This is a genomic window from Paracoccus albus (assembly GCF_027913035.1).
GTDB classification, from domain to species: domain Bacteria; phylum Pseudomonadota; class Alphaproteobacteria; order Rhodobacterales; family Rhodobacteraceae; genus Paracoccus; species Paracoccus albus.
On record NZ_CP115776.1, the window covers coordinates 118,271 to 144,665 of the forward strand.

Genomic DNA, 26,395 nt, shown 5'->3' on the forward strand with positions numbered 1-26,395 from the left:
AGCACCATGCCGGCCGATATCAAGCGCGGTATTGGTTGCCTTCGGCCAGGTCATTGTCATAGGCGCGGCTATCCGCAATGCTGCCTCATCTTTGCGTCAATCAGGTGAATGAGGCAGGCGAATGAGCGATCCGGTTTCAATTTCACGCCGCAAGCCGGTCACGGTGCCGCGCCGCTTGCAGCGGTTTCTTGCGCTTGACGATTTCGAACCGGCGGCGCGGCGTTTGCTGCCAAGGGCGATATTCGGATATGTCAGCGGCGGCGTTGAAAACAATGCCAGCCTGAATGCCAATCGCAACGCTTTTAACAGCATGGGTTTTCGCCCACGCATCCTTCAGGATGTATCCGAGCGCGATCAGACAACGCGCCTTTTCGATGAAGATATCGCGTCACCCTTTGCCATCGCACCAATGGGCTTCAGTGCTGTCGCGGCCTTTGACGGCGATGTGGCATTGGCGAAAGGCGCGGCGGAGGCTGGGATATTTGCGATCTGTTCCGCAGCCTCGCTGACGCCGCTGGAACGCGTGGCAAAGGAAGGTGGCAGCCGTTGGTTTCAGGCCTATATCCCCGGCGATGATAACCGCATCCGGCCATTGCTGGAACGTCTGAAACATGCCGGGTTCGACAGGCTTGTTGTGACCGGCGATGTGCCCGTGGCCAGCAACCGTGAAAACAACGCCCGCAACGGGTTCGATGCCCCATTCCGGATGTCGGCGCGGCTTGCATGGCAGGGCTTTACCCATCCCCGCTGGAGCATCGGCACTTTGGGCAAAGAGATTGTGAAACGCGGTATGCCCCATTTCGAGAATATGGAAGCCGTGCAAGGCCCACCGCTGTTTTCCCGCGACCTCGTGCGCTCGACCATCGCGCGTGACAAGCTGTCATGGGATCATATCCGCCGCATTCGCGATCTCTGGTCGGGCAAGCTGATCGTTAAGGGTGTGATGCATCCGGGCGATGCCGTGGCGGCAAGTGACGCCGGATGCGATGCAATCATCGTCTCTAACCACGGTGGACGGCAGCTTGACGGCACGGTTTCCCCGCTGCGGGTGCTGCCGCAGATACGCGAAGCGGTGCCCGAAATGGTCGTGATCGTTGATGGCGGTATCCGGCGCGGAACCGATGTGCTGAAAGCGATCATGCTGGGCGCCGATTTCACCCTTGTCGGTCGCCCGTTCCTTTATGCTGCGGCGACACATGGCATTCCGGGCGTCGCCCATGCCGCAAAGCTGCTGCGCGAAGAGATCGACCGGGATATGGCGCTTCTGGGTGTCACCTCACCCTTCGCGTTGCGTGGGGAACAGTCGGTGCAGCTGGACTGAACGATCTATAACCCGTGGGCATCCAGAAATCCGTTCACCTCTTCCGTCGCCTGCTCGCGCAGTTCGGGCCGAAATTCCAGCAGCGAGAAGGGCGCACGCTCTTCCTGCTCAAAGCCGTGACCGGCATCTTCGTAGAGGACCAGTTCCAGATCGGCACCGCGTTCGCGCAGGTCTTCGGCCATTCGCTGACAGGCGGGGGTGACCTTCAGCTCATCCTCGCCAGCAAGGATCATCAGAATGGGCGGCATTTCGGACCAGTCACCCTCTGCCGCGCCATTCAGAACGCCGCAATAGGGGTAGATCACAATCGCCGCAGCGATCCTGTCATGCAGCGATCGTGCCGGGGCGGGCCATGCCGACAATCCCGGCGGCAACTCTCCCGCACTGCTTTGCCGCAGAAACTCCAGCACCGACCACCCACCGTGAGAGGCCCCCAGAAGGATCACATCCTCTCGCTCGCTTTCGGCCATCGCAGTTGCAATGTCCCCTGCCCTTTCAGCACCGGGCAGCACCTGTCCCATGCACAGCAGTCGCCAGCTTTCCAGCTTATCGAAATCGCGCGGCTTATGGCTGTCGACGATCAGACCAGGATAACCGCGCCCGGCCAGCACCTGTCCCCAATAATCCATGTTGTCGTGCACACCGTCGCACCCAGACAACAGAACCGATCCCGCTTCGGCAATCGCCGCATCATCCGGAACCATGCGCCAGTCCGGTGACAGCAGGGCCAGACGCTGTTCCGGGGTATCTTCGTCAATCGCAATCCCGGCCCAGTTCCGCAGCGAATTCAGCGCGGCGGCAAGCAATAATACGCCAAGAAAACCGGCCAACACGAAAAGCCAGAGCCGTCGTTTGTTCAGTTGTCGCATCCCTGCTGTTTCTCGTTGTCGCATCTTGCCATCAGCCTGTCCGTATCGGCCTGCGTCCAACCATCCGGCGCGGTCACAGCCAGCCAGGCACCGATATAGTCACGTGCATAATAGGAATGTCCATGCCCTGACGGCGCGCTGAGCGCGATGGCCATATCAAGCGCAAGCTGGAACTGCGTCACCACCGGCATAAAGCTGAGATAGGGTGACACATCCTCTGCCGGGGGTTCCGTCATCCATACGGGCGGGCGCCACAACGAACTGGGCTGGTAGAAGACGATGGGATCGCTTGAATATTGCAGGAACATCAGCCGCATGCTGCCCCAGCCATCGGGTCCGCCTGCCGGTTTCGTGTGACTGGTGAAACGGAACAGACGCCCCTCTCCGACATCGGGTGCGATATAGGGCGTATCGGGATTGCGTGCGGCCATCGCCTCGTTCCAGCGGGCCGACGGGAACGGCGGGCCGACCCAAAGCGCGCCGTCGATGGGATCGTCCAGCAATGCCTCCAGATCAGTGCCATACATCGAGGCCCAGGCCCCAAGGCTGAGGCCGTGCATATACAGCTCGGGCCGGTGATCTTCAGGCAGGCTGCGCCAGTAGCTGTGGATGGTGCTGACCAATGCGCGCGCTTGTGCCAGCCCGGCATCGGTTTCGAGAATCAGCGCCAGAGGCGATTGAAGATAGGAATACTGCACCGCAACAGAGGCGATATTGCCGCCATGCATATATTCCAGCACGTCGAAACTGGCAGGATCCAGCCATCCGGTGCCGGTCGGCATCGCGACGATCAGGACCTCGCGTTCAAACCCGCCGATACGGCGCAACTCGGCAAGCGCCAGATCAGCCCGCTCCTGCGGTGTCTTGGCATCGGCCAAACCGACATAGACGCGCAAGGGCTTCATCGCGGTGTCGCCACTGAATGCGGCAATCGCCTCTGTCCCCGGTCCGGTGGTGACAAAATTTCGGCCGGGCTGGCCCATCGCCCCCCAGTTGATCAGAGACGCCGTGCTGCCCGGAATATCGGGGTCCGTCGGCGGCGGCGGTGCGTTTTCGAAAAGATCCTGCGCGAGCGTATAGCTTTTGTCGAAGAAGCCGATCATGCGATCAACGATACCGTCACGGGTCGCAACCAGCAGGATGAACCCAACGATCAGAAGCCCGGCGATATTCGCCGTCCGCTCTGGCATGAAGCGGTACAGCCAATGCCGTGTGCGGTCGAACAGCAGGCGGACCAATGCACCGATCATGTAAAGCAGCACAAATATCAGCGCCGCAAGCGCCAGCATCTGGAACATATTGACAGATTCAAGAGGCTCCATCCCCATGCGCGTCCGGATAGAGTTCTGCCACGGCACCTCATTCATAAGTGAATAGATGAGGATCGCCAGCACGGGCAGACCGACCGCGAGATGACCAATGACAAAAGCCGTTCCGCGCAGCCTTGGCAGGGCCATCTGCCGCCATAAGGTCAGCACCAGCCGCCCGGCCATATAGCCAAGCGCCGCGACCGTGCCACCCAGTACCCCCTGCAGCAGCCAGCCGCGCGGAATCAGCGATGGTGTCAATGAGGCAGAGAAGAACAACAGCCCCACAAAGAACGGTAAGAGTGAGATACCAAACGGCTTCTTCCAGTTCATTCCGATGCCCTGTAAAATTTGCAGTGATAGAAATCTGATGCGTCACCACCTTGCCTTTAAAAACGCGCAAGGGGTAGTGCACCGAGCCCGTTTGCACCGGATTTCGCTGTCGTGCTGACCTGCCAGTGACTTATCCGGCGGGGCATGGACCTCTGCCAGTTGCCGTGCAATCCTTCACCAAAACGCAAACGGCGCATCAGGACCCTCTCGCGCCGCAAGAAGCGGGGTGGCGCATGTTTCAGAGATCCGACCCGTTGCGGGGCCTGTTCGGTGTCGTTCTTTCCCTGCTGCTGATTACGCTGGCCGGGCGCTTCATGATCGTCGGCAAATCCTTCCTTCTGCCGATCATCATCGCCGTCATCTCTGTCTATGTACTGGTCGAGGCCAGCGATGCGCTGCGGCGCGTCCCGCTTGTCGGGCGCGCGCCGGAATGGGCGCGGCGCATGTTGGTGCTGGTCGGTTTTCTGGTCGTCGCCTTCTGGCTGGGCGGGGTGATGATGTCGACCGCTTCTCAGGTCAGTGCGAAACTGCCGGAATACCAGCAGAACATCGACATGCTCTATTCGGATATGACCCGTATGCTTGGCCTTTCGGACCGGCCCGATCTGGATCAGATGATCGAGAGGATGCGCCAATCTCTGCCGATCCGCGAAATTGCGACTGCGGTGCTGTCCTCTATCAGCTCTGCGGCGGGGCTGATGTTCATGGTGCTGGTCTACGCCACCTTCCTGATGAGCGAGCGCGGCGGGTTCGCGCATAAAATCGCCGTCGCTTTGCCAGGGGAACGTGCACGCAGGGCCAGCAATATCATCGCCGATATCAACGACGCGATCAGCGAATATATCGCTGTCAAAACGCTGGTGAACGCAATTCTCGGCGTGATCTCATTCGTTGCGATGACCATTCTTGGTGTCGATTTCGCACTGTTCTGGGCGGTGCTGATCGCGCTTTTGAACTATATCCCCTATGTCGGCTCTATGCTGGGTGTGATCTTTCCGGTCGTGCTCAGCATGGCGCAATTCGGATCTGTCCAGAAAACACTGGTTATCGCGGCGCTGCTGACGGCGGCGCAGATCTGGGTCGGCAATGTGCTGGAGCCTCGCATGGTCGGCCGCAAGGTGAATATGTCGCCCTTCGTGGTCATGGTCGCACTGGCGCTGTGGTCGTCGGTATGGGGCGTCGCGGGGGCAATTCTGGCCATTCCGCTGACCTCGATCATCGCGATCATCATGGCCAATTTTGAATCGACGCGGCCATTTGCCGTGCTTCTGGCCGAAAATGTCGAGCCGTTCGAGGTTAAGCAGGCGCGCGACCTCTGAGAAGCCGCCCGTCACCGAAGTCAGCTTGTTGGATGGCCGGATTTCTGACAGCCTCGGAACAGGCCATATGTATAAGGGAGTTTTCAGATGAAGTCTTGGATGCCTATGCTGGCCGCCGGCCTTGCTGCCCTGATCGGCGGGCTTTTCGCACTTATCAACCCGACAGGCGCGGCGGTAACGACAGTGACGCTGGTGGGGTGGGCGCTGATCATCGTCGCTGCCTTGCAAGGCTGGGCGGCGTGGAAATCCCTGACCACGGGCGCGCGCATCCGCTCTGGCGCGATTGCGGCGGTTGCACTTTTGCTGGCGCTGTTTCTGTTTTTCGGCGACCCCGCGCAAAGCAGACTGCTGCGCATCGTGATCGTTTTGCTGCTGCTGGCCTCTGGTGCTGCCAAAATATATGCGGCGCAAGCGATGAAGGGTGAGCAGAATATGCCGCTGGTCGTCGGCGCGGGCGGCGTCTCACTGTTTCTTGGCCTTGTCCTGATGATCGGGCTGAACCCCAATTTCGGTGTGCTGCTGGGCATCGAGCTTCTGGCCACGGGGCTGGGCCTTGTCCTGATGGGCATGTTCCGGCGGACCCATCCCGCCATCACCTGAAACGGCAGGAGACACCATTGCTGAGGTTGCTGCGTCATATTGCTGGCGGGATCGGTGATATATTCAGCGGCATCCGCGCCGCCTTTGCCAGCAGGCAGGTCCGTTTCCTGATTGCGCTGACCGGCCTGCTGATCGCAGGTGCGTCGGTCTTTTACCACTGGGTCGAGGGTTGGGGCTGGATTGATGCAATCTACTTTTCGGTCATCACGATCTCTACCGTCGGCTATGGCGACTTCGCCCCCCAAACTGCGATCGGCAAGCTGTTCACCAGTGGCTATGTCCTGTGCGGGTTGGGCCTGTTCGTGACCACAGCAACAGCGATTGGTGACAGCATCGTCAGGCGCGCAGATCACCGAACGGACAAAGAATGAGAATGGCGTTCCTCGCAGCGATATACGGGCTTGTCGCTGGCATCATTGCCGCGATTGTGCTGTGGCTGATGGGTCTCGTCTCTGGCCTTGTGTGGTCCGGGCCCGACGCAGGGTGGTATATTTTTCTGATGATTACGGCAGGCGGTGCACTGATTGCCGCCCTGCGCCATATTCATGATGGCGAGGATCTGGCAGCGCAGATCACCGAGATGCGCGACCCAAAGGCAAAAGCCCGAAAAGCGACACTGATCATGGCCGCCATGGCGATTGTCGCGGTTGGTTTTGGCGGTGCTATCGGGCCAGAGGCGGGGATTCTTGCGGTGGTTGAAACCCTGTCGATCCTGATCGGCTATCGTCTTGCGCACAGCAATGCCGAGGCGCGGATGCTGGCGGAATCTGGCGTCGCGGGCGCGTTGGGTGGCCTGTATGGATCCCCGCCTGCCGGTGCGGCGATTGCGCAGGAACACCCCGAGGCACCTCGCTGGCAATTATATCTTGCCGCGCTGACGGGACTGTTCGGCTTCCTGTTTACGACAAATCACTTGCTGCCAGAGGCTTCGCTGCGCATTTCGCTGCCCGAATATGCCCCGATCCAGAATGGCAGCGATATCCTGTTTTCCGTCGTGCCCGCGCTGCTTGGCGCGGCGGCGGGTCTGGCTTTCGTCATATTGCTTCCGGCGCTGAAGGCTTTTCTGAACGGGCTGGGCAATACGGTGGTGCAGACAATGGTCGGCACGCTGATCTTTGCGGCGCTTGCAAGCACGTGGCCGATCCTGCGCTTTTCCGGTCATCATGAGCTGGAGGCGATGCTTGAATGGGGCAGCCAATCCGGCATGGCCGCGTTGCTTGGTTTGTCACTGCTCAAGGCCCTTGCACTGGCGCTGTGTCTGGCTGCGGGCTGGCGGGGTGGCGCGGCATTTCCGCTGTTGTTTATCGGCGCGGCTGCCGGCGGCGCGGTTCTTTGGGTCATGCCCGATCTGCCGCCGACGCCTGCGCTTGTCGCGGGCATGGTCGCCGCGCTGAGCGCCGGGATGGGCAAACCCCTCGCCGCTGTTCTGATTGCCTTCCTGATCCTCGGCGGCGCGGCGGTCGGGCCGCTTTGTGTCGGTGCGGGCATTGGATGGGCAGCTTCTCGGCTTGTTCCGAAAGCAGAGATGCACTGAGCGTGGGCGGCTATTTCAGCGCCGCCAGCTCATGCGACAGGGATGACAGCCGCTCTCGGATAAGGGCAAATTTTGCCATCCGACCATCTGCAAGTCGTCTGTCTGCCTCAACCGGCCGAACAGGTTGGTGTGAAATCGGCGCCGGCCGGTCTGTTCCTTCTGCATCAAGCGCCATATGGACCAGCCCAAGTGCCGTGCTTTCGGTTTCACGGGCGCGGGAAACGGGCTGCGGCAACAGACCAGCCAGGAAACTCAGCAAATAGTCATTCTGCGCCATCCCGCCATCGACCGAAAGCGATGTGATGGCCTGCTCTGCCGCTATTGCCTGCACGACCTCTGCCGTGCGCATCGCCACCCCTTCCAGAAGCGCCTGCATAAGGTCGTGCGCGCCATGTTCCAGCGACATCCCGAACCATGACCCACGCGCCTTCCGATCCCAATGCGGACAGGCCAGTCCGGCGAGCGCGGGCAGAAACACAAGCTGCCGGTCAATGGCTGCGGGTTTTGCGAAGCTGCCGATTTCGTCGTAATCGCGGAAGAGGTTAAGCGACCTTGCCCAGTCTATTGCCGCAGCTGCGGTATAAACGGCACCATCCAAGGCATAACGAACCCCCTGTCCCGGCAATCGCCACGCTATGGTGGGCAGCGGTCCCGGCTGTGCGGGCTTCACCAGCCTGTCTGTTACGCATTGCACAAATGCGCCGGTGCCGAAGGTGATCTTTGCCGCGCCCGGCACGCGACAATCATGCCCGTAAAGTGCCGCCTGCTGATCGACGATACTGACAACAAGGCGCGCGCCATTCGGCAGAACGCCCAGATCGCCGGCTGTATCGGTGATCTCCGGCAAACAGGCGCGGTTCACACCGAACATGCGGCACAATTCTTCGTCCCATTGTCCCGTCTCGATATTCATCAGCGATGTGCGCGATGCGGTCGCGATATCTGTCTGAAACCTCCCGGTCAGGCGGTCGCGGAAAAACGCATCGGTCGTACCCATGCGCAGCCGCCCCTGCCGGGCCAGTTCGGCAGCCTCAGAGCAGTTGCGCAAGATCCAGCCCAGCTTGGAGGCCGAGAAATATGGATCAAGCGGCAGTCCCGCGCGCGACATTACCTCTGGCCCAAGCCCGTCGGCCTGCAGATGGGCTGTTTCAGCTGCCGTCCTGTCATCCTGCCAGACGATGACAGGGCTGACGGGCCTGCCGTCCCTTGCGTCCCATGCCAGACAGCTTTCACCCTGATTGGCCAGCCCGACCAGATCGGCATCGGTCTTCAGTGCCTCGTCAAGATTTGCCAGCAGTTCATCGGGATCATGTTCGACATGACCCTTGGCGGGCATGATCTGACGATGCGCCTTTTGACAAACCGGACGCAGAACCTCACCGTCATGCAGCAAGGCACGGGTCGAGGTGGTGCCTTGGTCGATGGCGAGGATATTCATGCAGCCTCCTCTAGCGACAGAACAAAGGCGCCCGTGCCGGGCTGTTCGGGAAGGTCAAGTGTGATGCGCCGCTCTGGCATGGCGTTGACGCGCCGCCTTGATATGATCTGTCCGTTCTGGCTAAGGCGCAACTCACCTTTGACTGGACGGGTAACACGAAGCAGGATTTGCTGATGCCGCCCGGGTCCGCTGGGCGCGATATGCTGCGGCAAGGCATAGCGAATGGTGTCGCTGGCTATTGTCAGGGTCTGGTTAAGGGAACGGTCTGGCAATTCGTCGCGCAGGAAAGCGTGGATCGCATGCGCCGCCCGCTTACCCTCTGCCCATGAGGCACCAGCCGTTTCCACAGGACGCAGAAGATTCCCCGCAGCGAAATAGCCCGGCATGGAAATCCGCCCAAAACTGTCCACAACCGGTCCGGTCGAGGCCGTGTCGATCACACCGCCCGATGCGGCCAGCAACGCCGCTTCCGAGCGGAACGCGCCGGTCAGCAAAACACCATCGCATTCCAGTTCACGGCCTCCCTGCGCTCCGGTCAATGTCACACCGGTCACACGCTCACGACCGTGAATTGCCGCGATATTCGTATTCAGGTGGATGGGCACGCCCAAAACGCGTGGCAACAAAGCAGCCGGACTGCGGGCAATCACATGCGGCCCCTGCTCTATCATCGCAACGGGCTTGATACCTGCCTGCCTGCACGTCAGCAGCGCCGAAAAGCTGACGAGCTCGGTGCCGAGAATGACCGGGCGACGAAACGGCACCTGCTTGTTCAGATGCACCAGCCCCTGAAGCGCGCCCGTCGGGATGACACCACCTGGCTTCTGGCCCCCGATCATGCGCTGAACACGGCTGGCTTCCCGCGTTCCGGTCGCAATCAGCACCGCGCGCGCGCTGAGTGTGAAGGTGCCCTCTGGTCCGGTCAGCTGCAATTCCGGACCGTCAGCCAGTGCCGTTACCGTGGTGTTGCACATGATCGTGGCACCGCCCGCCTCCGCCGCCGCTGTCAGCCGCGCGGCATATGTCTTTCCGCCCATTATGCGATGGAATTCCCGCATGCCGAATGGCGAATGTCCGCAATGTCGGGGAACGCCGCCCGGAACCTGCTCTCGCTCTATCACGGTGACATGTCCGGCCCCGATCCGTCCAAGCTCTGCCGCTGCGCCCAGCCCTGCCGGGCCGGCGCCGATGATGGCAATGTCAGTCTGCATCGGGATCGCCGCGGGTCATTGGCTGCGTAAAGCGCCCCTCGGTCATACGGGACAATTCGGCCGTGCAGCCAAAGCCCTGACAGCGCCCCATCGTCACGCGCGTCCTGCGTTTCAGTCCGGCCAGAGAGTTTGCCGGGGCGGGCGCTGACATTGCCGCCTCAATCTCCCTTCTTGTGACAAGCTCGCAATGGCAGGCGATACCGCCATTTCCGGGCTGCAGGAAATCCCGTTGCGCCTCTTGCGCCAGCATTGGCATATGCGGCCAATGCTGTGCTTCCCCCGCCCGCAGACCCACCAGATCCGCGACATGCCTTGCGATGCCGAGTGCTGCCGACAAGCCGGTCGAGCGGATGCCGCCCACTGTCACCAGACCCCGCGACAGATCGGCCCGTATCCGGTACCCCTTCTCCTCGGTCGCGGGACGCAATCCGGCATAGGCCGCCGTCACCTCATGACCTGCAAGCGCAGGCAGAATGGTTTCACCCGTCTTTTGCAAATCTCGCATGGTCTGGCTGTCCAGCGACGCCACCTCGCGGCTATCCTGCTCTTCCGCTGTGGGTCCGACAATCAGGTTACCGAAGACCGTGCGGCAAACGACAACGCCCTTGGTGATCTTTGACGGGACCGGCAGCAGAATGTGACGGGCGAGCGCTGCCGCGGGTTTGTCGTAAACCACGAACTGCCCCTTGCGCGGGCGGATCTGAAACCAGCTTTCGCCGGTCAGGATACGTTCGACATGATCCCCCCAAAGACCCGCCGCGTTGATGACCAGACCGGCCTCTACCGCGCCCGCTGTCGTGTCCAGCCGCCAGCGTTCACCCAACCTGTCGGCAGCGGTCAGCGCAGCGCGGCAGCGCAATTCCGCACCGTGCTGCACCGCCTGATACAAATAGGCATGTGCGGCGGACCACGGATCAATCAGGGCTTCTCGCGGGACGCGGAAACCGGCCCTGACACGGTGGGCCAGCTGCGGCTCTGCCCGCAGCAGCGACGCGCGATCCATTGGCTGGATGTCTTCAACGCCATTCTCGCGCGCCTGCGCCATCAGCCCCGGCAGGGCCGCAACCTGTTCATCGTTCCACGCCAGCACAAGCGCGCCGCAACGATCCAGCGGCAGGTTCATCCGTCGGTGGATTTCCACATATTCGGCATAGCCTGCTTTGATACAGTCAAGTTCCAGCGAATTGGCAGGGGCGTCGAAGCCAGTGTGCAGAATCGCGCTGTTGCCCTTGGACGCCCCATCCAGAACGTCATGCGCCTTTTCCAGCAGCACGACCCGCGCACCGTCTATGGCGAAGCGACGGGCAAGTGCGCAGCCGACAATACCGGCACCCACGATGGCCACATCGTAACCAGCCACGACGTACACTCCGCTTGTCACATGCTGCTGCGGAACTATACAGATTTTGACCAAACGGGCAAACGAAATTTGCTAATTCGTGGAAACGGGCAAAAATAATCAATTGACTGTGAAAAATTCGTTGACACGGTCGTAATCGGCGGCTTGGCTCTGGTCAGAGGGGCAGACAACAGATGAAGCCGCGCGAACGACGTTTGCAGATTGAAATCTTGATCAGAAATGAGGGTTCGGCCAGTGTCGAGGATCTGGCCGTGCATTTCGCCGTTTCGACCGAAACGATCCGCCGTGATCTGGCACGACTGGCCGAAACGGGCCGCATTCTGAAAGTTCATGGCGGGGCGCGAACGGCGCGGCTTTTGACTGAACCGAGCATGGAAGTGCGCACCGCGCAGGCTAGTGAGCAAAAGACGAAAATCGGCCGATTGCTCGCCAAGGAGATAGAAGCCGGCGCGACGCTTTTTATTGATACCGGCTCCACCACTTTGGCGGCAGCCCCGGCCCTCGCCGAAATCAGTGGCCTGACGATTATTACGAACTCCTGCCGGCTTGCCGACGCACTGGCGATGGCGGATTCTGATGCGTCGGTTCATTTGTTGGGGGGCAGATACGTTGCGGGCAATGCGCAGACCGTCGGACCGTCCGTGCTGAACCAGATCGCGGAATATCAGGTCGATCACTGCATCCTGACCGCTGCCGCCTTTTCGGCAGAGATCGGCGCAATGGATGCCAGCCATGATGAGGCCCAGATCGCGCGCGCGATGATCGCCAATGCACAAAACCTGATCGTGTTGGCTGACAGCAGCAAGCTGGAGCGTCGGGCCGCCTTCACCGTTTGCCCGACCGCGAGGATTGGCCTTTTGATTACCGATGAATCCATACCCGCGCATATGCGCGCCCAACTCGGCGAATGTTCGGTCAGGCTGTTATGTTAATAGTGAAGCAAACAGGGATGGGGTGCCAATGCCGAATGTGATCCGCGGATATGTCCGCGCGGTGGACAGGATCAGTGATTGGGCCGGCTGGTTGGCCGCATCTCTGATCTTCCTGATGATCGCGACGCTTTTACTGGATGCAGTAACGCGCAATGTCATCAACATGCCGGTCCATTGGGCGATAGAACTGACTCAATTCACACTGGCAGCTTACTATTTCCTTGGCGGGCCGTTCACGCTGAAAAACAACGATCATGTGCGGATGGATCTGCTTTATGCCAGCCTGTCCGAACGTGGCAAGGCGCGACTGGATCTGGTGACGATCTGGTGCCTGATCTTCTATCTTTGCGTCATGCTGATGGGCTCTATCAGCAGTCTGAAATACGCGATTGAAACGGATGAGCGGCGGTTTTCGATGTGGAACCCCTCGGTCATTCCGATCAAGGCGCTGATGGTGGTCTGTCTGGTGCTGATGCTGCTGCAGGCGTTCTCGCTGGTGTTCAAACATATCGCGACGCTGCGCGGGAGGCCGATTGAATGAGTTACGAGACCATCGCCCTTCTGATGTTCGCCTCTATGGTGCTGCTGCTGGTCAGCGGGCAAAGGGTCTTTGCGGCCATCGGCTTTGTCGCCTCGGGTGCTGCACTGCTGCTTTACGGGCAGGGTGCGATAGAATTGCCGTTCAACCAGGTGTTCAAGCTGTTCAACTGGTATGCGATGCTGACCCTGCCGATGTTCATTTACATGGGCTATGTGCTGTCGGAATCGGGGATCGCGGAAGACCTGTACCGGATGCTGCATGTCTGGTTCGGGCGCGTGCGCGGCGGGCTGGCCATCGGTACGATCTTCCTGATGGTGATTATCTCGGCCATGAACGGGCTGTCAGTCGCGGGCATGGCGATTGGTGCCACGATTGCCCTGCCGGAAATGCTGCGCCGCGGTTATGACAAGGTGCTGATCTCCGGCGTGGTGCAGGGCGGGTCGTCGCTTGGCATCCTGATCCCGCCATCGGTCGTCATGGTTCTGTTCGGCATGATCGCCCGTCAGCCGGTGTCGAAACTGTGGTTTGCCGGGCTGGTGCCGGGTCTGATCATGGCGGCGATGTTCACCATCTATATCTTCGTGCGGGCGCGGATGAACCCATCTCTTGCCCCCGTCGTCGACGAAGAAGAACTGAACATGCCGCTGCGCGAAAAACTGGCCCTTGCCCGCGCAGGCATCATTCCATTCGCGATCTTCTTCCTGATGACCGGGCTGTTCGTGATGGGTTATACGTCGCTTGTCGAAAGCTCTGCTGTCGGTGCAACGGCGGCGACGCTGGCCGCCATGCTGAAGGGGCGATTTACCTGGGCGCTGATCAAGGAAACCTCGCTGAAGACGCTGTCGGTCAGCTGCATGTTCCTGTGGCTGATCCTTGCGGCACTGGCCTTCGGTGCGGTGTTTGACGGGCTGGGCGCGGTCCGCGCGATTGAGAACCTGTTCCTGAACACTTGGGATCTTGGCCCGTGGCAGGTCATCATCATGATGCAGCTTTCCTTCATCCTGATGGGGATCTTCCTTGACGATACCGCCATGCTGGTGATCGTCGCGCCGCTTTATGTGCCGCTTGTCGGGATGCTGGATCTGGGCTTCGACAACCAGTTGATCTGGTTTGGGGTCCTTTACACGATCACCTGCCAGATCGCCTATATAACGCCGCCTTTCGGGTATAACCTGTTCCTGATGCGCTCACTCGCGCCGGCCGAGATTACGCTGGTGGATATCTACCGCTCGATCTGGCCCTTCGCGCTGATGATGGCGATCACCATTGCGCTTGTGATGATCTGGCCCGGCATCGCCCTTTGGCTGCCCGAGCAGATGAACGTCCGAGGCTGACCCATTCCAAACCCCGCCAAGAGGGTTCCACCCAACAGAGAGGATAACATGACAAACAAGCTGATAACCCCGTCCGAGAGGATCCTGTCCAGCCGCCGCAAGTTCCTGCAGACCGCAGGGATCGGGGCTGCGGCGTCCACACTGGCCGCACCTGCGGTTCTGGCACAAAGCACACCGATCAAATGGCGTTTGCAGACCTATTCCGGCGCACCGCTGGGTGCCCATGTCATCAAGCCGCAGATCGACGCCTTCAACGCGGCGGCGAATGGCGAGATGGAGATCGAGCTTTACTATGCCGACCAGCTTGTGCCCACGGCGGACCTGTTCCGGGCGCTGCAAAACGGCACCATCGACGCAGTGCAGTCGGATGAGGCGACGATGGCCTCGCCCGTGGATATTTCTGTCTTTGGCGGCTATTTCCCCTTTGCCACGCGCTACAGCCTCGATGTGCCGTCGCTGTTCAACTATTACGGGCTGAACGAGATCTGGCAGGAAGCCTATGACGAGGTCGATAACGTCACCTGGCTGTCCTCGGGCGCGTGGGATCCGCTGCATATCTTTACCGTGGATAAGCCGATCCGCAGCCTTGCCGACATGCAGGGCCTGCGCGTCTTTGGCGTGCCGACTGCGGGTCGGTTCCTGTCGCGTTATGGGCTGATCCCGGTGACAATTCCCTGGGACAATGTCGAAGTCGCTATGCAAACGGGTGAGTTGGACGGCGTGGCCTGGTGCGGCTTTACCGAAGCCTATGAGGTCGGTTGGGCCGATGTCTGCAACTATGCGCTGACAAACTCTGTCACCGGCGCATGGTTTGGCAGCTATTTCGCCAATACCGCAAGCTGGGAAAAGGTACCGCCTCATCTGCAGCAGTTGTTCCGTTCCACCATCGACCAGTCCCATTACTATCGCGCCGTCTGGTATTGGGGCGGCGAGGCGCAGTTGCGTGTCGAGGGCGAGAAGATGGAACTGACCAGCCTGCCAGATGAAGAATGGGATCAGGTCGTCACCGATGCTCAGGGCTTCTGGGATGAGGTTGCGGACTCCAGCGAACGCGCCGGCCGCGTCGTGCAGGCGTTCAAGGATTACGCCGCCAATATGGAAGCCGCGGGCTATCCCTACCGCTAAGATCATCGCCGGGCGCATTTGCTGCGCCCGGCCCCTGACCGGAGGACATCATGCCCGCAAACCTGACTCTGGACGATCTGAAAACCGCATGGGATGCGGGAGAGATCGACACCGTGGCCGTCGCCCTGATCGACATGCAGGGCCGCATGATGGGAAAGCGTTTCCATGTGCAGCATTTTCTGGATGCGCATGACGAAACCCATTGCTGCAACTATCTGCTGGCCACGGATTACGAGATGTTCACCGTGCCCGGCTATAAATCCAGCAGTTGGGAAAAGGGCTATGGCGATTATGTCATGCGCCCGGACCTGTCGACCCTGCGCCGCCTGCCATGGGCGCCCGGCACCGCGCTTGTCATGGCCGATCTGCTGGATCATCACACGCACGAGCCCGTCCCCCACGCGCCCCGCAATGTGCTGGCGCGTCAGGTCGCCCGCGCCCGCAAGATGGGGTTCGAACCCATGATGGCGACCGAGCTTGAGTTCTTCATGTTCGAAGAAAGCTTCAAGGACCTGTTCGATGCGGGCTATCGCGAATTGACGCCCTCGGCCCGGTTCAATGTCGACTACGCGTTGACCGAAACCTCGGGCGATGAAGTCGTCATGCGGGCGCTGCGCAACGATCTTTATGCGGCGGGGGTGCCCGTCGAATGTTCCAAGGGCGAGGCAGAGAGGGGTCAGCACGAAATCAACGCGCGTTATTCCGATGCTTTGGACGCGGCGGATATGCATATCCTGATCAAGGCCGCGACCAAGGATATTGCGCGTCAGGCCGGGCGATCTGCCACTTTCATGGCGAAATACCACCATGACAAGGTCGGCAGTTCTTCGCATGTGCATCAGTCGCTGGCGAAGGACGGCGTCAATGTCTTTGTCGACGACAGCGACGATCTGGGCATGTCGGATCTGATGAAATCCTATGTCGCCGGCCAGCTTGCCCATGCCTCGGCGCTGACGCTTTTCCTTGCCCCCAACATCAACAGCTACAAACGCTTCGTCGCAGGCACCTTCGCCCCCACCCGTGCAGTGTGGAGCGTCGATAACCGCACCGCAGGTTTCCGGCTTTGCGGCGAAAATACCAAGGCCGTGCGCATCGAATGCCGGATCGGCGGGGCGGATCTGAACCCCTATATGGCCTGCGCGGCCTTGCTGGCCGCAGGGCTTGACGGAATCGAAAAGGGGATGACGCTCGGCCCGGCTTTCGCGGGCGATCTGTATCAGTCGCAGGACGCGCCCGAGGTGCCGCGCACGCTGGGCGATGCGGCCAAGGCGGCAGTTGCGTCGGACATGCTGAAATCCGCATTCGGTGAGGATGTGATTGACCACTATCACCGCGCCGCACTTTGGGAGATAGAGGAGCAGAATCGCGTCGTCTCGGACTGGGAAGTGATGCGCGGGTTTGAGCGGGCTTGAAGGAAGGTTAACATGTCAGGACAGATCCAACTGATCTCGCCGGTCGATGGCGAGGTTTATGCCACCCGCGACGTGCTGTCGCCGGATGCGGCCCGCGATGCCGTAACCCGCGCGAAGGCCGCGCAGCCGGACTGGGCCGCGCGACCGCTGGCTGAGCGTGTGAACCTGGTCATGGCGGGCATCGAAGCGCTGACCGCGATGAATGACGAGATCGTGCCGGAACTCGCCCGGATGATGGGCCGCCCGGTGCGCTATGGCGGCGAAATGGGCGGTGTCCGGGAACGCGCGGACTATCTGGCTGGCAAGGCGGCAGAGGTGCTGGCCCCCGATGTCGTCGAAGACAGCGGCGATTTCCGCCGCGAATTGCGCCGCGTCCCGGTGGGCGTCGTGTTTGTCATCGCGCCCTGGAACTATCCTTTCCTGACCGCGATCAACACGATTGTGCCGGCGCTGATGGCGGGGAATGCGGTCGTGCTGAAACATGCCAGCCAGACCCTTCTGGCCGGCGAAAGGCTGGCGCAGGCCATGCACGGCGCGGGCGTGCCTGCGGATGTGTTCCAGAATGTCGTCCTCGATCATGCCACGACCGAGGCACTGATCGCCGAACGCCATTTCGGCTTCGTGAATTTCACCGGATCGGTCGGCGGTGGTCGTGCCATCGAAAAGGCGGCGGCGGGCGGCTTCACCGGCACAGGTCTGGAACTGGGCGGCAAGGACCCCGGCTATGTCGCGGCGGATGCTGATCTGGATGCGGCGGTGAACGGGCTGATGGACGGGGCGATGTTCAATTCCGGGCAATGCTGCTGCGGGATCGAGCGGATCTATGTCCATGAAAGCCTGTATGATGCCTTTGTCGAAAAGGCTGCGGACTGGGCGCGGGCGCTGAAGCTGGGCGATCCGACCGACCCCGAAACCACGATGGGCCCGATGGCGAATATCCGTTTTGCAAAGCTCGTCCGCGATCAGGTGGCAGAGGCGGTCGCGGATGGTGCCCGCCCGCTGATCGACGCGGGCGACTTCCCGGCGGATGATGGCGGCGCCTATCTTGCCCCGCAGGTGCTTGTCGATGTGAACCATAGCATGCGAGTCATGCGCGAGGAAAGCTTCGGCCCCGTGGTCGGCATCATGAAAGTCGCCAGCGATGATGAGGCCGTGGCACAGATGAATGACAGCGATTACGGGCTGACGGCGTCTATCTGGACATCCGATCCCGACCGCGCCGCGTCAATCGGGGACAAGCTGGAAACCGGCACCGTCTACATGAACCGCTGCGACTATCTGGACCCCGCGCTTTGCTGGACGGGCGTCAAGGACACCGGGCGCGGGGCCAGCCTGTCGGCACTTGGTTTTCACGCAGTCACCCGCCCGAAATCATTCCATCTGAAAAAGGTCACCGCATGAGCCTGTCCGCCAACTGGTCCTATCCGACCGCCGTGAAATTTGGTGCCGGCCGCATTGCCGAACTGCCCGAGCATTGCCGGGCCGCAGGGATCGCCAAACCGCTTATGGTGACCGACCGAGCCCTTGCGACCCTGCCGATCACCGCGCAGGTGCTGGAGGTGCTGGAGGCGGCGGGGTTAGGCCGCGCGGTTTTCTCGGATGTCGATCCGAACCCGAATGAAGGCAATATGGAAGCCGGTCTGACAGTCTATCGCGATGGCGGGCATGACGGGGTGATCTGCTTTGGCGGCGGCTCGGCACTGGATCTTGGCAAGATGATCGCGCTGATGATCGATCAGCCCGTCAGCGTCTGGGATCTGGAAGATATCGGCGACTGGTGGACACGGGCGAAACCCGACAGCATCGCACCAATTATCGCCGTACCGACCACGGCAGGGACAGGATCCGAGGTCGGGCGGGCGGGCGTGCTGACGAACAGCGCCACCCACAAAAAAAAGATAATCTTCCACCCGAAACTTCTGCCCACGGTTACGATCTGCGACCCCGAACTGACCGTCGGAATGCCACGCGCGATTACCGCAGGCACCGGCATGGACGCGTTTGCCCATTGTCTGGAGGCCTATTGCAGCCCCCACTACCACCCGATGTCGCAGGGCATCGCACTGGAAGGCTTGCGGCTGGTGAATGAAAACCTGCCCCGCGCCTATGCCGAGCCGACCGATCTGGAAGCCCGCGCCAATATGATGAGCGCGGCTGCAATGGGTGCCGTCGCCTTCCAGAAAGGTCTGGGCGCGATCCACAGCCTCAGCCATCCCGTCGGCGCGGTTTACGGCACGCATCACGGCACGACAAATGCGGTGGTCATGCCGATGGTGCTGAACTTCAACCGCCCCGCGATTGAAGACCGGCTGTCCCGCGCCGCCGATTATCTGGGTATCAAGGGCGGCTTTGACGGGTTCTATCAGCGCGTTCTCGATTTGCGCGCTGAACTGGACATTCCGCCGAATCTGGCAGCGTTGGGCGTGGAAGAGGCGCGGCTTGATGAGTTGACGGAAATGGCACTGGAGGATCCGTCCTGTGGCGGCAATCCGATAGAGATGACACGACAGAACACCCGCGCGCTGTACGATGCCGCAATGAAGGATGCCGTTTGAATGGACGATCGCCACTGTGATCTGGCGGGGATATAGCAAGATCGTAGCGGATCGGTAAACCAGAGCGCATCTTAGGCATCGCAGCTTATTTATCTAAACGTATGTAAGGGCTGAAATATGCGCGGAAACGACGAATTTGCTTTCTTCGCAATGTTTGCAAATTCCAATGCGAACAAAGTGTGTGCTCGATCCTGTGCGAACGGCTCAGGCGGGTCGCATGCGTTGACAGCATATCCTTATCCGCAATTGAAACCGCAGCCTGTCATGTGAGACATGACAGCGTAAGATCAATTCTCCTGTACAAGCCGCGACAGGCGTCTGGCGCCCGCCGCTTCTTTCAGCGCATGACTCCAAAGGCTGTCGACCACTTCTTCATGAAGGCGGACCGGCTCTTCCGAGGCTGTCAATTGCGCGACGCCAAGCCGGATATTGGCGAAACTGCCCAATCTGAAGGGGCTTTGGACCAGCACCTTGCTGCGACCGTGCCGGATCAACTGGAAGCTGCCGCCGGGCATGGAATCCTCGATCACGCCGATACGGATCCCCGGCCTTGGGTTTTCAATCATCGCGATAATATGCTCGACCTCTGCCCGTGATATCCGCTGGCGTTCCTGCCTGACCCGCGGCGAAAGATCCGGTTTGCCGACGAAGCCGCTGCGCAGGAACTGTTCGATTTCTGCCGCAGACACGATGCTTGTCACGCGCATTTCCCGGCGCTGCCAGACGGCCTTGCGTCGAGCCAGAATATTCATGATCGCGCTGATTTCCTGAATGCTGCGGGCGCGTTGCGGTGCCTCTGGCGGGATGCTTTCTTTCAGGACGCGCGGCAGGAAGCGGTCGAACTCATCCGTTGTCAGAAGGTATGACACCGGGCCGAACAGGACAGTGATATCGTCGCTTTGTTCCTCCAGTTGCTGAAGGCGCGAAAAGAATGTGATGGCAGATGCGGTGTGCTCTGACCCCGCACCCAGCAGCGTGGTTATCGAAACGCCCAGAAAAGTCGCGATACGCGCCAGCTTGTCGACGCGGATCGGCGCGCCGGCTTCGTAACGATACAGAGCCGCGCGAGAAACGCCGATCTTGCGCGCGACCTGTTCCGGCGACTGTCCCGAACCCAGACGATAGGCGCGCAACCTTTCGCCGAGCGCCGAAAGCCTTTCCTGATCGCTGATCACTGGTCCATCCTTTCGCGACTGCCTAAGCTTGCCGCAAAACATAGCTAGCATGATCCGGCGATTTGTCTCAATTACGAGATTCACGTTGACTTGATGCGCAGCCTGCGCGGAACCTTGAACAGCACAACAGGAGATCACACCCATGCCCATGGCAATCCAACGCCGCACCGCCATCGCGCTGCTGACCACGGCGCTGACCGCCACCGCCCTGCCCGCGATGTCGCAGGAATATGTCGCGAAGATCGGCCATCTGGAATCGCCAGAGCAGAGCCGACACGTCATGCTGGAAAAGGTGGCGGAACTGGTCAATGAACGCACCAATGGCGAAGTCGAATTCCAGATCTTTCCGCAATCCCAGCTTGGCGATCAGCGCACGATGACTGAAGGCGTGCAGCTTGGATCGTTGGAAGCGACCGTCGCCCCCGCTGCGTTCCTTGGCGGCTTCAACCCGGCAATCTCGATCCTCGACATTCCATACCTGCTACCAAATGATCCGGCTGAGGCTGCGGCGCTGCGCGAAGGCCCGTTCGGGCAGGCTTTGCTGGACAGCTTTTCCTCTCGCGGTGTGGTTGCCATTGCCGAATGGCCGAACGGGCGCAAGCAGATGACCTCAAACAAGCCGATCACCTCGCTGGAGGATTTTGCCGGCCAGAAATTCCGCGTCATGGACAGCCGAATCCTGATTTCGCAGTTTGACGCACTTGGTGCATCCGCAATCGCCCTGCCCTTTGGCGAGCTGTACACCGCGCTTCAAACCGGCGTTGTGGACGGCGAAGAAAACCCGATGGATACCATCCAGCGGATGAAGTTCGACGAGGTTCAGAAAGAGCTGGTCATCACAGACCACGGCGCGATGGAAGATTTCGTCCTGTTCAGTCCGATGTTCTGGGAAAGCCTGCCAGAGGAACACCGCCAGACCATCACCGACACCTTCCTGGAGGTCGTGCCGGAACTGGTCGAACATAAGGCCGCAGCAGTCGATGCCGCGCTTGAGGATATCCGCAGCCGTGGCAATGTGAACATCCGCGAAGCGTCCGAGGAAGAGCGTGCCGCCCTGCGTGATGCAACTTATGATGCAACTGTCGCCGCCTATCTGGATATGGCCGGGGATGAAGGCCAGACCCTGATCGACCTTTACGAGGCTGAAACCGCGGAATGATCCGCCCTGCCCCCGCGGCCATGTGCCGCCGGGGCATTCCCAACTTCAGGACACCTTCATGACCTATCTTCGCCGGATCGAAAGATTCGTGATCGTCGCGCTTTTCCTTGGCATGGTTGCGCTGTTCTTTGCCAATGTCGTGATACGAGAGGTCTTCCCCGCCTATGCCAGCCAGATGGCTTGGTCGGAAGAGGCCGTGCGCCGCGCAAATACGGTGATGGTGTTCCTGTCGCTTGGCCTTACCCTGGAAGCCGGTCGCCATATCGCGGTCGATACCTTCCGCGACCGGCTGCCCTCTGCATTGCGGATGCCGCTTCTGAAGCTGATCGACATCACCGGGCTGGTCTTTTCGCTTTATATGTCCTGGCTGGCATGGGGCCTGTCGATGTTCGTGCTGGGAACCGGGCAGCGCAGCCCGACGCTCGGCGTGGAAATCGGCTGGCTGTATCTGGCGCCGATGGTTGGCTTCCTGCTGTTGGCGATGCGCTATGCGCTGTCGCTGACCGGCAGGCTGGATCGCTTCACCAGGACGGATGAGGTCGCCTGATGCTGATCGCAATCGTCGCCGTCGCCGTTTTCCTGCTGATCGCCGGGTTCGAGATGTTTCTCGTCCTCGGGGTTCCGTCGCTGCTGGTAAAAGAGGCGTTCTTCAGCAAGCTGCCCGACCCTGCTGTCGTGCAAAAAATTTTCGGCGGGATCGACCACACAACCCTGCTGGCCATTCCGTTCTTCATCCTCGCGGCCAACCTTATGGCCTCCGGCCGGATCGCGAAGGATCTGACCGGGCTGATGCACGCGCTGCTGGGCCATACGCGCGGCGGCATGGGTCATGTGACGGTCGGCGGCTCCATGGCGTTCGGCGCGGTTTCGGGTTCTGCACCCGCGACCGTCGCGGCCCTCGGCGGGTTGGTTTATCCCGAAATGCGCCGCTCTGGCTTTTCGGACCGGTTCAGCGTCGGCCTGCTGGCATCAAGCGCGGAAACGGCGCTGCTGATCCCGCCATCCATCACATTTATCGTCTATGGCTGGATGACCGGCACCTCTATCGCGCAGCTTTTCGCGGGCGGTCTGGCCGTCGGAATACTGCTGGGTCTTGCTTTCGCCGTCATGGTCGAGATTGAGGCACGGCGCACCGGCGTCCGACCCGGCAGCCGCACGACCGCCGCCCAACGACTGGCCGCGCTGAAAGCCGCAATCTGGGCCATCGGTATGCCGGTCATTATCCTTGGCGGGATCTATAGCGGCCTGACCACCCCGACAGAGGCCGCCGTGGTCAGCGTTGTCTACGCGATTTTTGTCGAGATGATCGTCTATCGCCATATCGGCCTGCGCCAGCTTTTCAAGATTACCGAGGAAGGTGCCATCGGCACCACGGTCATCTTCATCCTGCTGGCGATGGGCGGGCTGATTTCCTATTTCGTCACGCTGGCGCAAGTGCCGGGCACGATCACCGATTGGCTGACCGCGATCGAGGCGGGGCCTGTCACTTTCCTGATTATCGTGAACATCCTGTTTCTGATTGCGGGCATGTTCATCGACCCGAACTCTGCCATGCTGATCCTGATCCCCCCGCTTTTCCCGGTGGCCCAGGCGCTTGGCATAGACCCGGTGCATTTCGGCATGATCGTCACGCTGAATATCAGCCTTGGCATGATAACCCCGCCTTTCGGGCTGGATATCTTCGTCACGGCCAGCACCCTGAAACTGCCGGTTCTGTCGGTCATGCGCGGCGTTCTGCCCTTTATCGCGGTCAACCTGATCGTGCTGCTGATCGTGACCTATGTGCCCTCGATCTCTCTTTTCATTCCGCACCTGATTTTCGGAGGCTGATATGAGCGTGCATGACTTTCCGATCCGTCAGGCTGCCTTGCCGGTCCTGTCGAACAACAAGGTCAACGAAGAATATCGCCAGCTGATCCTGCGCGCCCCATCCGAATTGATGGCGCGCTGCCGCCCCGGCCAGTTCTTTCACCTGCTCTGCCCGACCACGAGCGAATCCGCGCCGTTCCTTCGCCGCCCGATGAGCATTTATGCCGCCCTGGCAGACCGCGAGGAACTGCATTTCCTGTACAAGGTCACTGGCCTTGGCACAGGCACGCTTGCGCGGCTGCAAACCGGCGATGTGATGGATGTCCTTGGCCCGCTTGGCAACGGCTTCACGCTGGCCGATGACTGGCGCAACCTTTTGCTGGTCGCGCGTGGCGTCGGGCTGGCCACGCTGGCGCCGCTGGCCCATGCTGCGAAGGACAGCGGTCGTCGGCTGACAGCGATTTGCAGCGCCCGGCATGCGGATGTGCTGATGTCGGTCCAGATGTTCGAGGGGCTGGGCGCCGATGTCATCACCGTCACGGATCAGGATGGCACATCGACGCCGGATGCGCTGCGGCCCGTTATCGACAACCTGGTCGCGCAGGGCCGCGTTGACGCGATGTTCACCTGCGGGTCCAACCGTTTGCTCAAGCTCTGCCAGCAGGTATCGGCGGATCATGGCATCCCCGGAGAGGTGGCGCTTGAACAGCAGATGGCCTGCGGCATCGGCATGTGTCAGTGCTGCGTCCGCTCCTTTCGCAAACCCGGCGGTATCGTACAGCTTCGCGTCTGCGCCGAAGGTCCGGTCTTCGACATGGCAGAGGCGATGGGGGCGTGATGGCCGATCTGACGACAAAGCTGGGATCGCTGACGCTGCAGAGCCCGATCATGCCAGCCTCTGGCACATTCACCGATGAGCTGGCGCAGGTCTTTGATCTGGGTCTGATTGGCGCGCATGTGACCAAGACCATCACGGCAGAGACCCGAGGCGGAAATCCCACGCCCCGCGTTTGCGAGGTTGCGGGGGGAATGCTGAACTCTATCGGTATCCCATCGAAGGGCGTCGATTATTTCGTCGATCATGTCATCCCGATCTACCGGCAGTGGGATGCGCCACTTGTGGTCAGTATTTCGGCGGGAACGGCGGATGATTTCGCGCGGCTATGTGCGCGCGTCAGCCAGCCCGGCGTCGCGGCAATCGAAGTGAACATTTCCTGCCCGAATATCGAGGAAGACGGCAAAGCCTTTGCCATGCGTCCCGAAACCACGATCCGCGCGATGGAGGCCCTGCGTGCCGCATCCGATCTGCCGCTTTGGGCGAAGCTTTCGCCCAATACCGGCCAGACGGTCGAGGTCGCGCAGGCGGCAGAGGCTGCGGGCGCGGATGCGCTTGTCGTCGCAAATACCCTGCTGGCGATGGCGATTGACGTGGACAGCCGCAAGCCACGCCTTGGCAACCTGATGGGCGGGCTGTCGGGCCCGTCGCTGAAGCCGATCACCCTGCGCATGGCCTATCAGGCGGCGCGTTCGGTCAGCATTCCGGTCATCGGATGCGGCGGCATTTCGACATTGCAGGACGTGCTGGAATATCTGATCGCAGGTGCCGCAGCGGTGCAGGTCGGCACGGCCAGCTTCCGGGAACCCGCCATCATGCCACGCCTCATTGAAGAACTGGCCGCATGGATGGACGCGCAAGGTATCGCTTCGCTGCCGGAACTGATCGGCTCTGTCCGCGATGATGAGGCATCCGACGCCATGATCTATGCCGAGGCCGCGCCATGACCGCCGCAGGCTTCGCAATCAGCGACGAGGATGCCGATTGGGCCGCGCACATATTCAAGGCCGTGGCAGCGATGTCACCCGACAGCGCCGGTGTCAGCCGCCCTGCCCTGTCTGCGACGGAAACCAAGGTGCTCGATTTTCTGGACACACAGGCGGCAGAGGCGGGATTGGAAACCTGGCGGGATGCGGGGCAGAATTCGGTCTATGCGATGCCCGGTCAGCGGGATGCGCCACGATATGTTCTGACCGGCAGTCACGTCGATTCCGTGCCGCAGGGCGGGAATTACGATGGCCTGGCGGGCGTTGTCGCCTCGATGATGTGCCTGCGTGCCGCCCTTCGTCAGGGGTTGTCCTTTCCGCTGCCGGTTCATGCCATTGCCATGCGGGCAGAGGAAAGCGCATGGTTCGGGCCGTGCTACATCGCCTCGAAGGTTCTGACCGGATCGCTGGCAGAGGATGAGGCGACGGCCAGACATAAAGGCGATGGCCGCAGCCTGCTGGATCATCTGGCGGATGTCGGCGTAGCGGCAGAGCCGCTGCGGGCAAAAACCCCGCTGGCCGACCTTTCGCGCATCGCCAGCTATCTGGAACTTCATATCGAACAGGGCCCGCTTCTGGCCGAACGAAACCTGCCCGCCGCGGCTGTGTCCGGCATACGCGGCAACCTGCGTTTCCGCGACATCGTCGTCAGTGGAGAGGCCGGCCATTCCGGTGCGGTCCCGCGGGCCTATCGCCGCGATCCGGTGATGGCGATGGCCGATCTGCTGAATAGGCTGGATGAAAGCTGGTCGACCATCGTGCAGACCGGCGGCGATCTGGTTGTGACAGCAGGGATGCTGGGCACCGACCCGGCAAGTCATGCCCTGTCACGCATCCCCGACAAGGTCAGCTTCAGCCTTGATATCCGCAGTCAGGATCTGCAGACGCTGACGGGAATGCGCGATCTGCTGGAAACGGAAATGGACGATATTGCCCGCCGCCGGAAAGTAAGTTTTGCCACCGGCCCCGCAATCACAACGGCCCCGGCCCTGATGGCGCCAGAGATTATTGCCGGTCTGAAGGACGCGATGAGCGCGCTTGGCATGGACCCGATGGCCATGCCCTCTGGCGGCGGACATGACGCGGCGGTATTTGCCAATGCGGGCGTCCCGTCCGGCATGGTGTTCGTGCGCAACCGCAACGGCTCGCACAATCCGGACGAGGCGATGGAGATTGACGATCTGGTGGCAGGTGCGCGGATCATGTTGCAATATCTGACGACACCGCGGCAGTAAGGAAC

General features: G+C 60.9%; 24 protein-coding genes. 18 read left to right on the plus strand and 6 right to left on the minus strand.

The features are described 5' to 3' along the window. Positions 1-121: 121 nt before the first annotated feature. Positions 122-1,321 carry an alpha-hydroxy acid oxidase gene (locus tag PAF20_RS17235; protein ID WP_271073371.1) on the plus strand — a complete coding sequence of 400 codons (1,200 nt, stop codon included), beginning with the start codon at positions 122-124 and terminating at the stop codon, positions 1,319-1,321. Between the two features lie 5 nt (positions 1,322-1,326). Here the strand turns inward: PAF20_RS17235 and PAF20_RS17240 are convergent, their stop codons facing one another. Further along, complete coding sequence (locus PAF20_RS17240; RefSeq protein ID WP_271073372.1) at positions 1,327-2,190, minus strand: dienelactone hydrolase family protein; 864 nt, start codon at positions 2,188-2,190, stop codon at positions 1,327-1,329. Continuing rightward, on the minus strand, positions 2,178-3,830 hold the full coding sequence (locus PAF20_RS17245) for an alpha/beta hydrolase (RefSeq protein ID WP_271073373.1): 1,653 nt from the start codon (positions 3,828-3,830) through the stop codon (positions 2,178-2,180). Before PAF20_RS17245 ends, PAF20_RS17240 begins: the two co-directional genes overlap by 13 nt. A gap of 233 nt (positions 3,831-4,063) precedes the next feature. On the opposite strand from PAF20_RS17245, the gene PAF20_RS17250 reads away from it, so the two are divergent. From PAF20_RS17250 to PAF20_RS17265, 4 genes are all read left to right on the plus strand, one after another. Continuing rightward, positions 4,064-5,149, plus strand: a complete 1,086-nt coding sequence (locus tag PAF20_RS17250; RefSeq protein WP_271073374.1) for an AI-2E family transporter — start codon at positions 4,064-4,066, stop codon at positions 5,147-5,149. Positions 5,150-5,236: 87 nt separating this feature from the next. Continuing rightward, on the plus strand, positions 5,237-5,749 hold the full coding sequence (locus PAF20_RS17255) for a DUF308 domain-containing protein (RefSeq protein WP_271073375.1): 513 nt from the start codon (positions 5,237-5,239) through the stop codon (positions 5,747-5,749). A gap of 17 nt (positions 5,750-5,766) precedes the next feature. Further along, a complete protein-coding gene (locus PAF20_RS17260; RefSeq protein WP_271073376.1) occupies positions 5,767-6,120 on the plus strand; it encodes a potassium channel family protein in 354 nt (117 codons plus the stop codon). A gap of 2 nt (positions 6,121-6,122) precedes the next feature. Further along, the gene (locus PAF20_RS17265) at positions 6,123-7,283 is read left to right on the plus strand and encodes a chloride channel protein (protein ID WP_271073377.1); all 1,161 of its coding nucleotides are present in this window, start codon (positions 6,123-6,125) and stop codon (positions 7,281-7,283) included. A gap of 10 nt (positions 7,284-7,293) precedes the next feature. Here the strand turns inward: PAF20_RS17265 and PAF20_RS17270 are convergent, their stop codons facing one another. The 3 genes from PAF20_RS17270 to PAF20_RS17280 are packed head-to-tail and all read right to left on the minus strand — an operon-like array spanning position 7,294 to position 11,292. Next, complete coding sequence (locus PAF20_RS17270) at positions 7,294-8,721, minus strand: FGGY family carbohydrate kinase (RefSeq protein ID WP_271073378.1); 1,428 nt, start codon at positions 8,719-8,721, stop codon at positions 7,294-7,296. Then, positions 8,718-9,932, minus strand: coding sequence for an FAD-dependent oxidoreductase (locus PAF20_RS17275; protein WP_271073379.1), 1,215 nt, complete (start codon positions 9,930-9,932; stop codon positions 8,718-8,720). The genes PAF20_RS17270 and PAF20_RS17275 overlap by 4 nt, the downstream gene beginning before the upstream one ends. Beyond that, positions 9,922-11,292: an NAD(P)/FAD-dependent oxidoreductase gene (locus tag PAF20_RS17280; protein WP_271073380.1), complete on the minus strand. Its 1,371-nt coding sequence runs from the start codon at positions 11,290-11,292 to the stop codon at positions 9,922-9,924. Before PAF20_RS17280 ends, PAF20_RS17275 begins: the two co-directional genes overlap by 11 nt. 173 nt (positions 11,293-11,465) lie before the next feature. On the opposite strand from PAF20_RS17280, the gene PAF20_RS17285 reads away from it, so the two are divergent. The 7 genes from PAF20_RS17285 to PAF20_RS17315 are packed head-to-tail and all read left to right on the plus strand — an operon-like array spanning position 11,466 to position 19,191. Then, the gene (locus PAF20_RS17285) at positions 11,466-12,224 is read left to right on the plus strand and encodes a DeoR/GlpR family DNA-binding transcription regulator (protein WP_271073381.1); all 759 of its coding nucleotides are present in this window, start codon (positions 11,466-11,468) and stop codon (positions 12,222-12,224) included. A gap of 28 nt (positions 12,225-12,252) precedes the next feature. Continuing rightward, positions 12,253-12,765: a TRAP transporter small permease subunit gene (locus tag PAF20_RS17290; protein WP_271073382.1), complete on the plus strand. Its 513-nt coding sequence runs from the start codon at positions 12,253-12,255 to the stop codon at positions 12,763-12,765. Continuing rightward, positions 12,762-14,099 carry a TRAP transporter large permease gene (locus PAF20_RS17295; protein WP_271073383.1) on the plus strand — a complete coding sequence of 446 codons (1,338 nt, stop codon included), beginning with the start codon at positions 12,762-12,764 and terminating at the stop codon, positions 14,097-14,099. Before PAF20_RS17290 ends, PAF20_RS17295 begins: the two co-directional genes overlap by 4 nt. Positions 14,100-14,147: 48 nt before the next feature. After that, positions 14,148-15,224, plus strand: coding sequence for a twin-arginine translocation signal domain-containing protein (locus PAF20_RS17300; protein ID WP_271073384.1), 1,077 nt, complete (start codon positions 14,148-14,150; stop codon positions 15,222-15,224). A 50-nt stretch (positions 15,225-15,274) separates the two neighbouring features. Next, the gene (locus PAF20_RS17305; protein ID WP_271073385.1) at positions 15,275-16,636 is read left to right on the plus strand and encodes a glutamine synthetase family protein; all 1,362 of its coding nucleotides are present in this window, start codon (positions 15,275-15,277) and stop codon (positions 16,634-16,636) included. A gap of 12 nt (positions 16,637-16,648) precedes the next feature. Continuing rightward, positions 16,649-18,037 carry an aldehyde dehydrogenase family protein gene (locus PAF20_RS17310; RefSeq protein WP_271073386.1) on the plus strand — a complete coding sequence of 463 codons (1,389 nt, stop codon included), beginning with the start codon at positions 16,649-16,651 and terminating at the stop codon, positions 18,035-18,037. Then, positions 18,034-19,191, plus strand: coding sequence for an iron-containing alcohol dehydrogenase (locus PAF20_RS17315; protein WP_271073387.1), 1,158 nt, complete (start codon positions 18,034-18,036; stop codon positions 19,189-19,191). The genes PAF20_RS17310 and PAF20_RS17315 overlap by 4 nt, the downstream gene beginning before the upstream one ends. Before the next feature lie 287 nt (positions 19,192-19,478). Here PAF20_RS17315 and PAF20_RS17320 read toward each other — a convergent pair whose 3' ends face one another. Then, a complete protein-coding gene (locus PAF20_RS17320) occupies positions 19,479-20,366 on the minus strand; it encodes a helix-turn-helix domain-containing protein (protein ID WP_271073388.1) in 888 nt (295 codons plus the stop codon). Positions 20,367-20,508: 142 nt separating this feature from the next. On the opposite strand from PAF20_RS17320, the gene PAF20_RS17325 reads away from it, so the two are divergent. Genes PAF20_RS17325 through PAF20_RS17350 form a run of 6 tightly spaced genes read left to right on the plus strand, consistent with a single transcriptional unit; the run spans position 20,509 to position 26,390 of the window. Continuing rightward, the gene (locus PAF20_RS17325; protein ID WP_353620625.1) at positions 20,509-21,525 is read left to right on the plus strand and encodes a TRAP transporter substrate-binding protein; all 1,017 of its coding nucleotides are present in this window, start codon (positions 20,509-20,511) and stop codon (positions 21,523-21,525) included. A gap of 58 nt (positions 21,526-21,583) precedes the next feature. Next, complete coding sequence (locus PAF20_RS17330; protein WP_271073389.1) at positions 21,584-22,072, plus strand: TRAP transporter small permease; 489 nt, start codon at positions 21,584-21,586, stop codon at positions 22,070-22,072. Further along, the gene (locus PAF20_RS17335; RefSeq protein ID WP_271073390.1) at positions 22,072-23,355 is read left to right on the plus strand and encodes a TRAP transporter large permease; all 1,284 of its coding nucleotides are present in this window, start codon (positions 22,072-22,074) and stop codon (positions 23,353-23,355) included. The genes PAF20_RS17330 and PAF20_RS17335 overlap by 1 nt, the downstream gene beginning before the upstream one ends. Before the next feature lies 1 nt (position 23,356). Then, complete coding sequence (locus tag PAF20_RS17340; protein WP_271073391.1) at positions 23,357-24,172, plus strand: dihydroorotate dehydrogenase electron transfer subunit; 816 nt, start codon at positions 23,357-23,359, stop codon at positions 24,170-24,172. Next, positions 24,172-25,116, plus strand: coding sequence for a dihydroorotate dehydrogenase (locus tag PAF20_RS17345; RefSeq protein WP_271073392.1), 945 nt, complete (start codon positions 24,172-24,174; stop codon positions 25,114-25,116). Before PAF20_RS17340 ends, PAF20_RS17345 begins: the two co-directional genes overlap by 1 nt. Beyond that, entirely contained in the window at positions 25,113-26,390 is a 1,278-nt protein-coding gene (locus tag PAF20_RS17350) for a Zn-dependent hydrolase (RefSeq protein ID WP_271073393.1), read from the plus strand. The genes PAF20_RS17345 and PAF20_RS17350 overlap by 4 nt, the downstream gene beginning before the upstream one ends. Positions 26,391-26,395 lie beyond the last annotated feature (5 nt).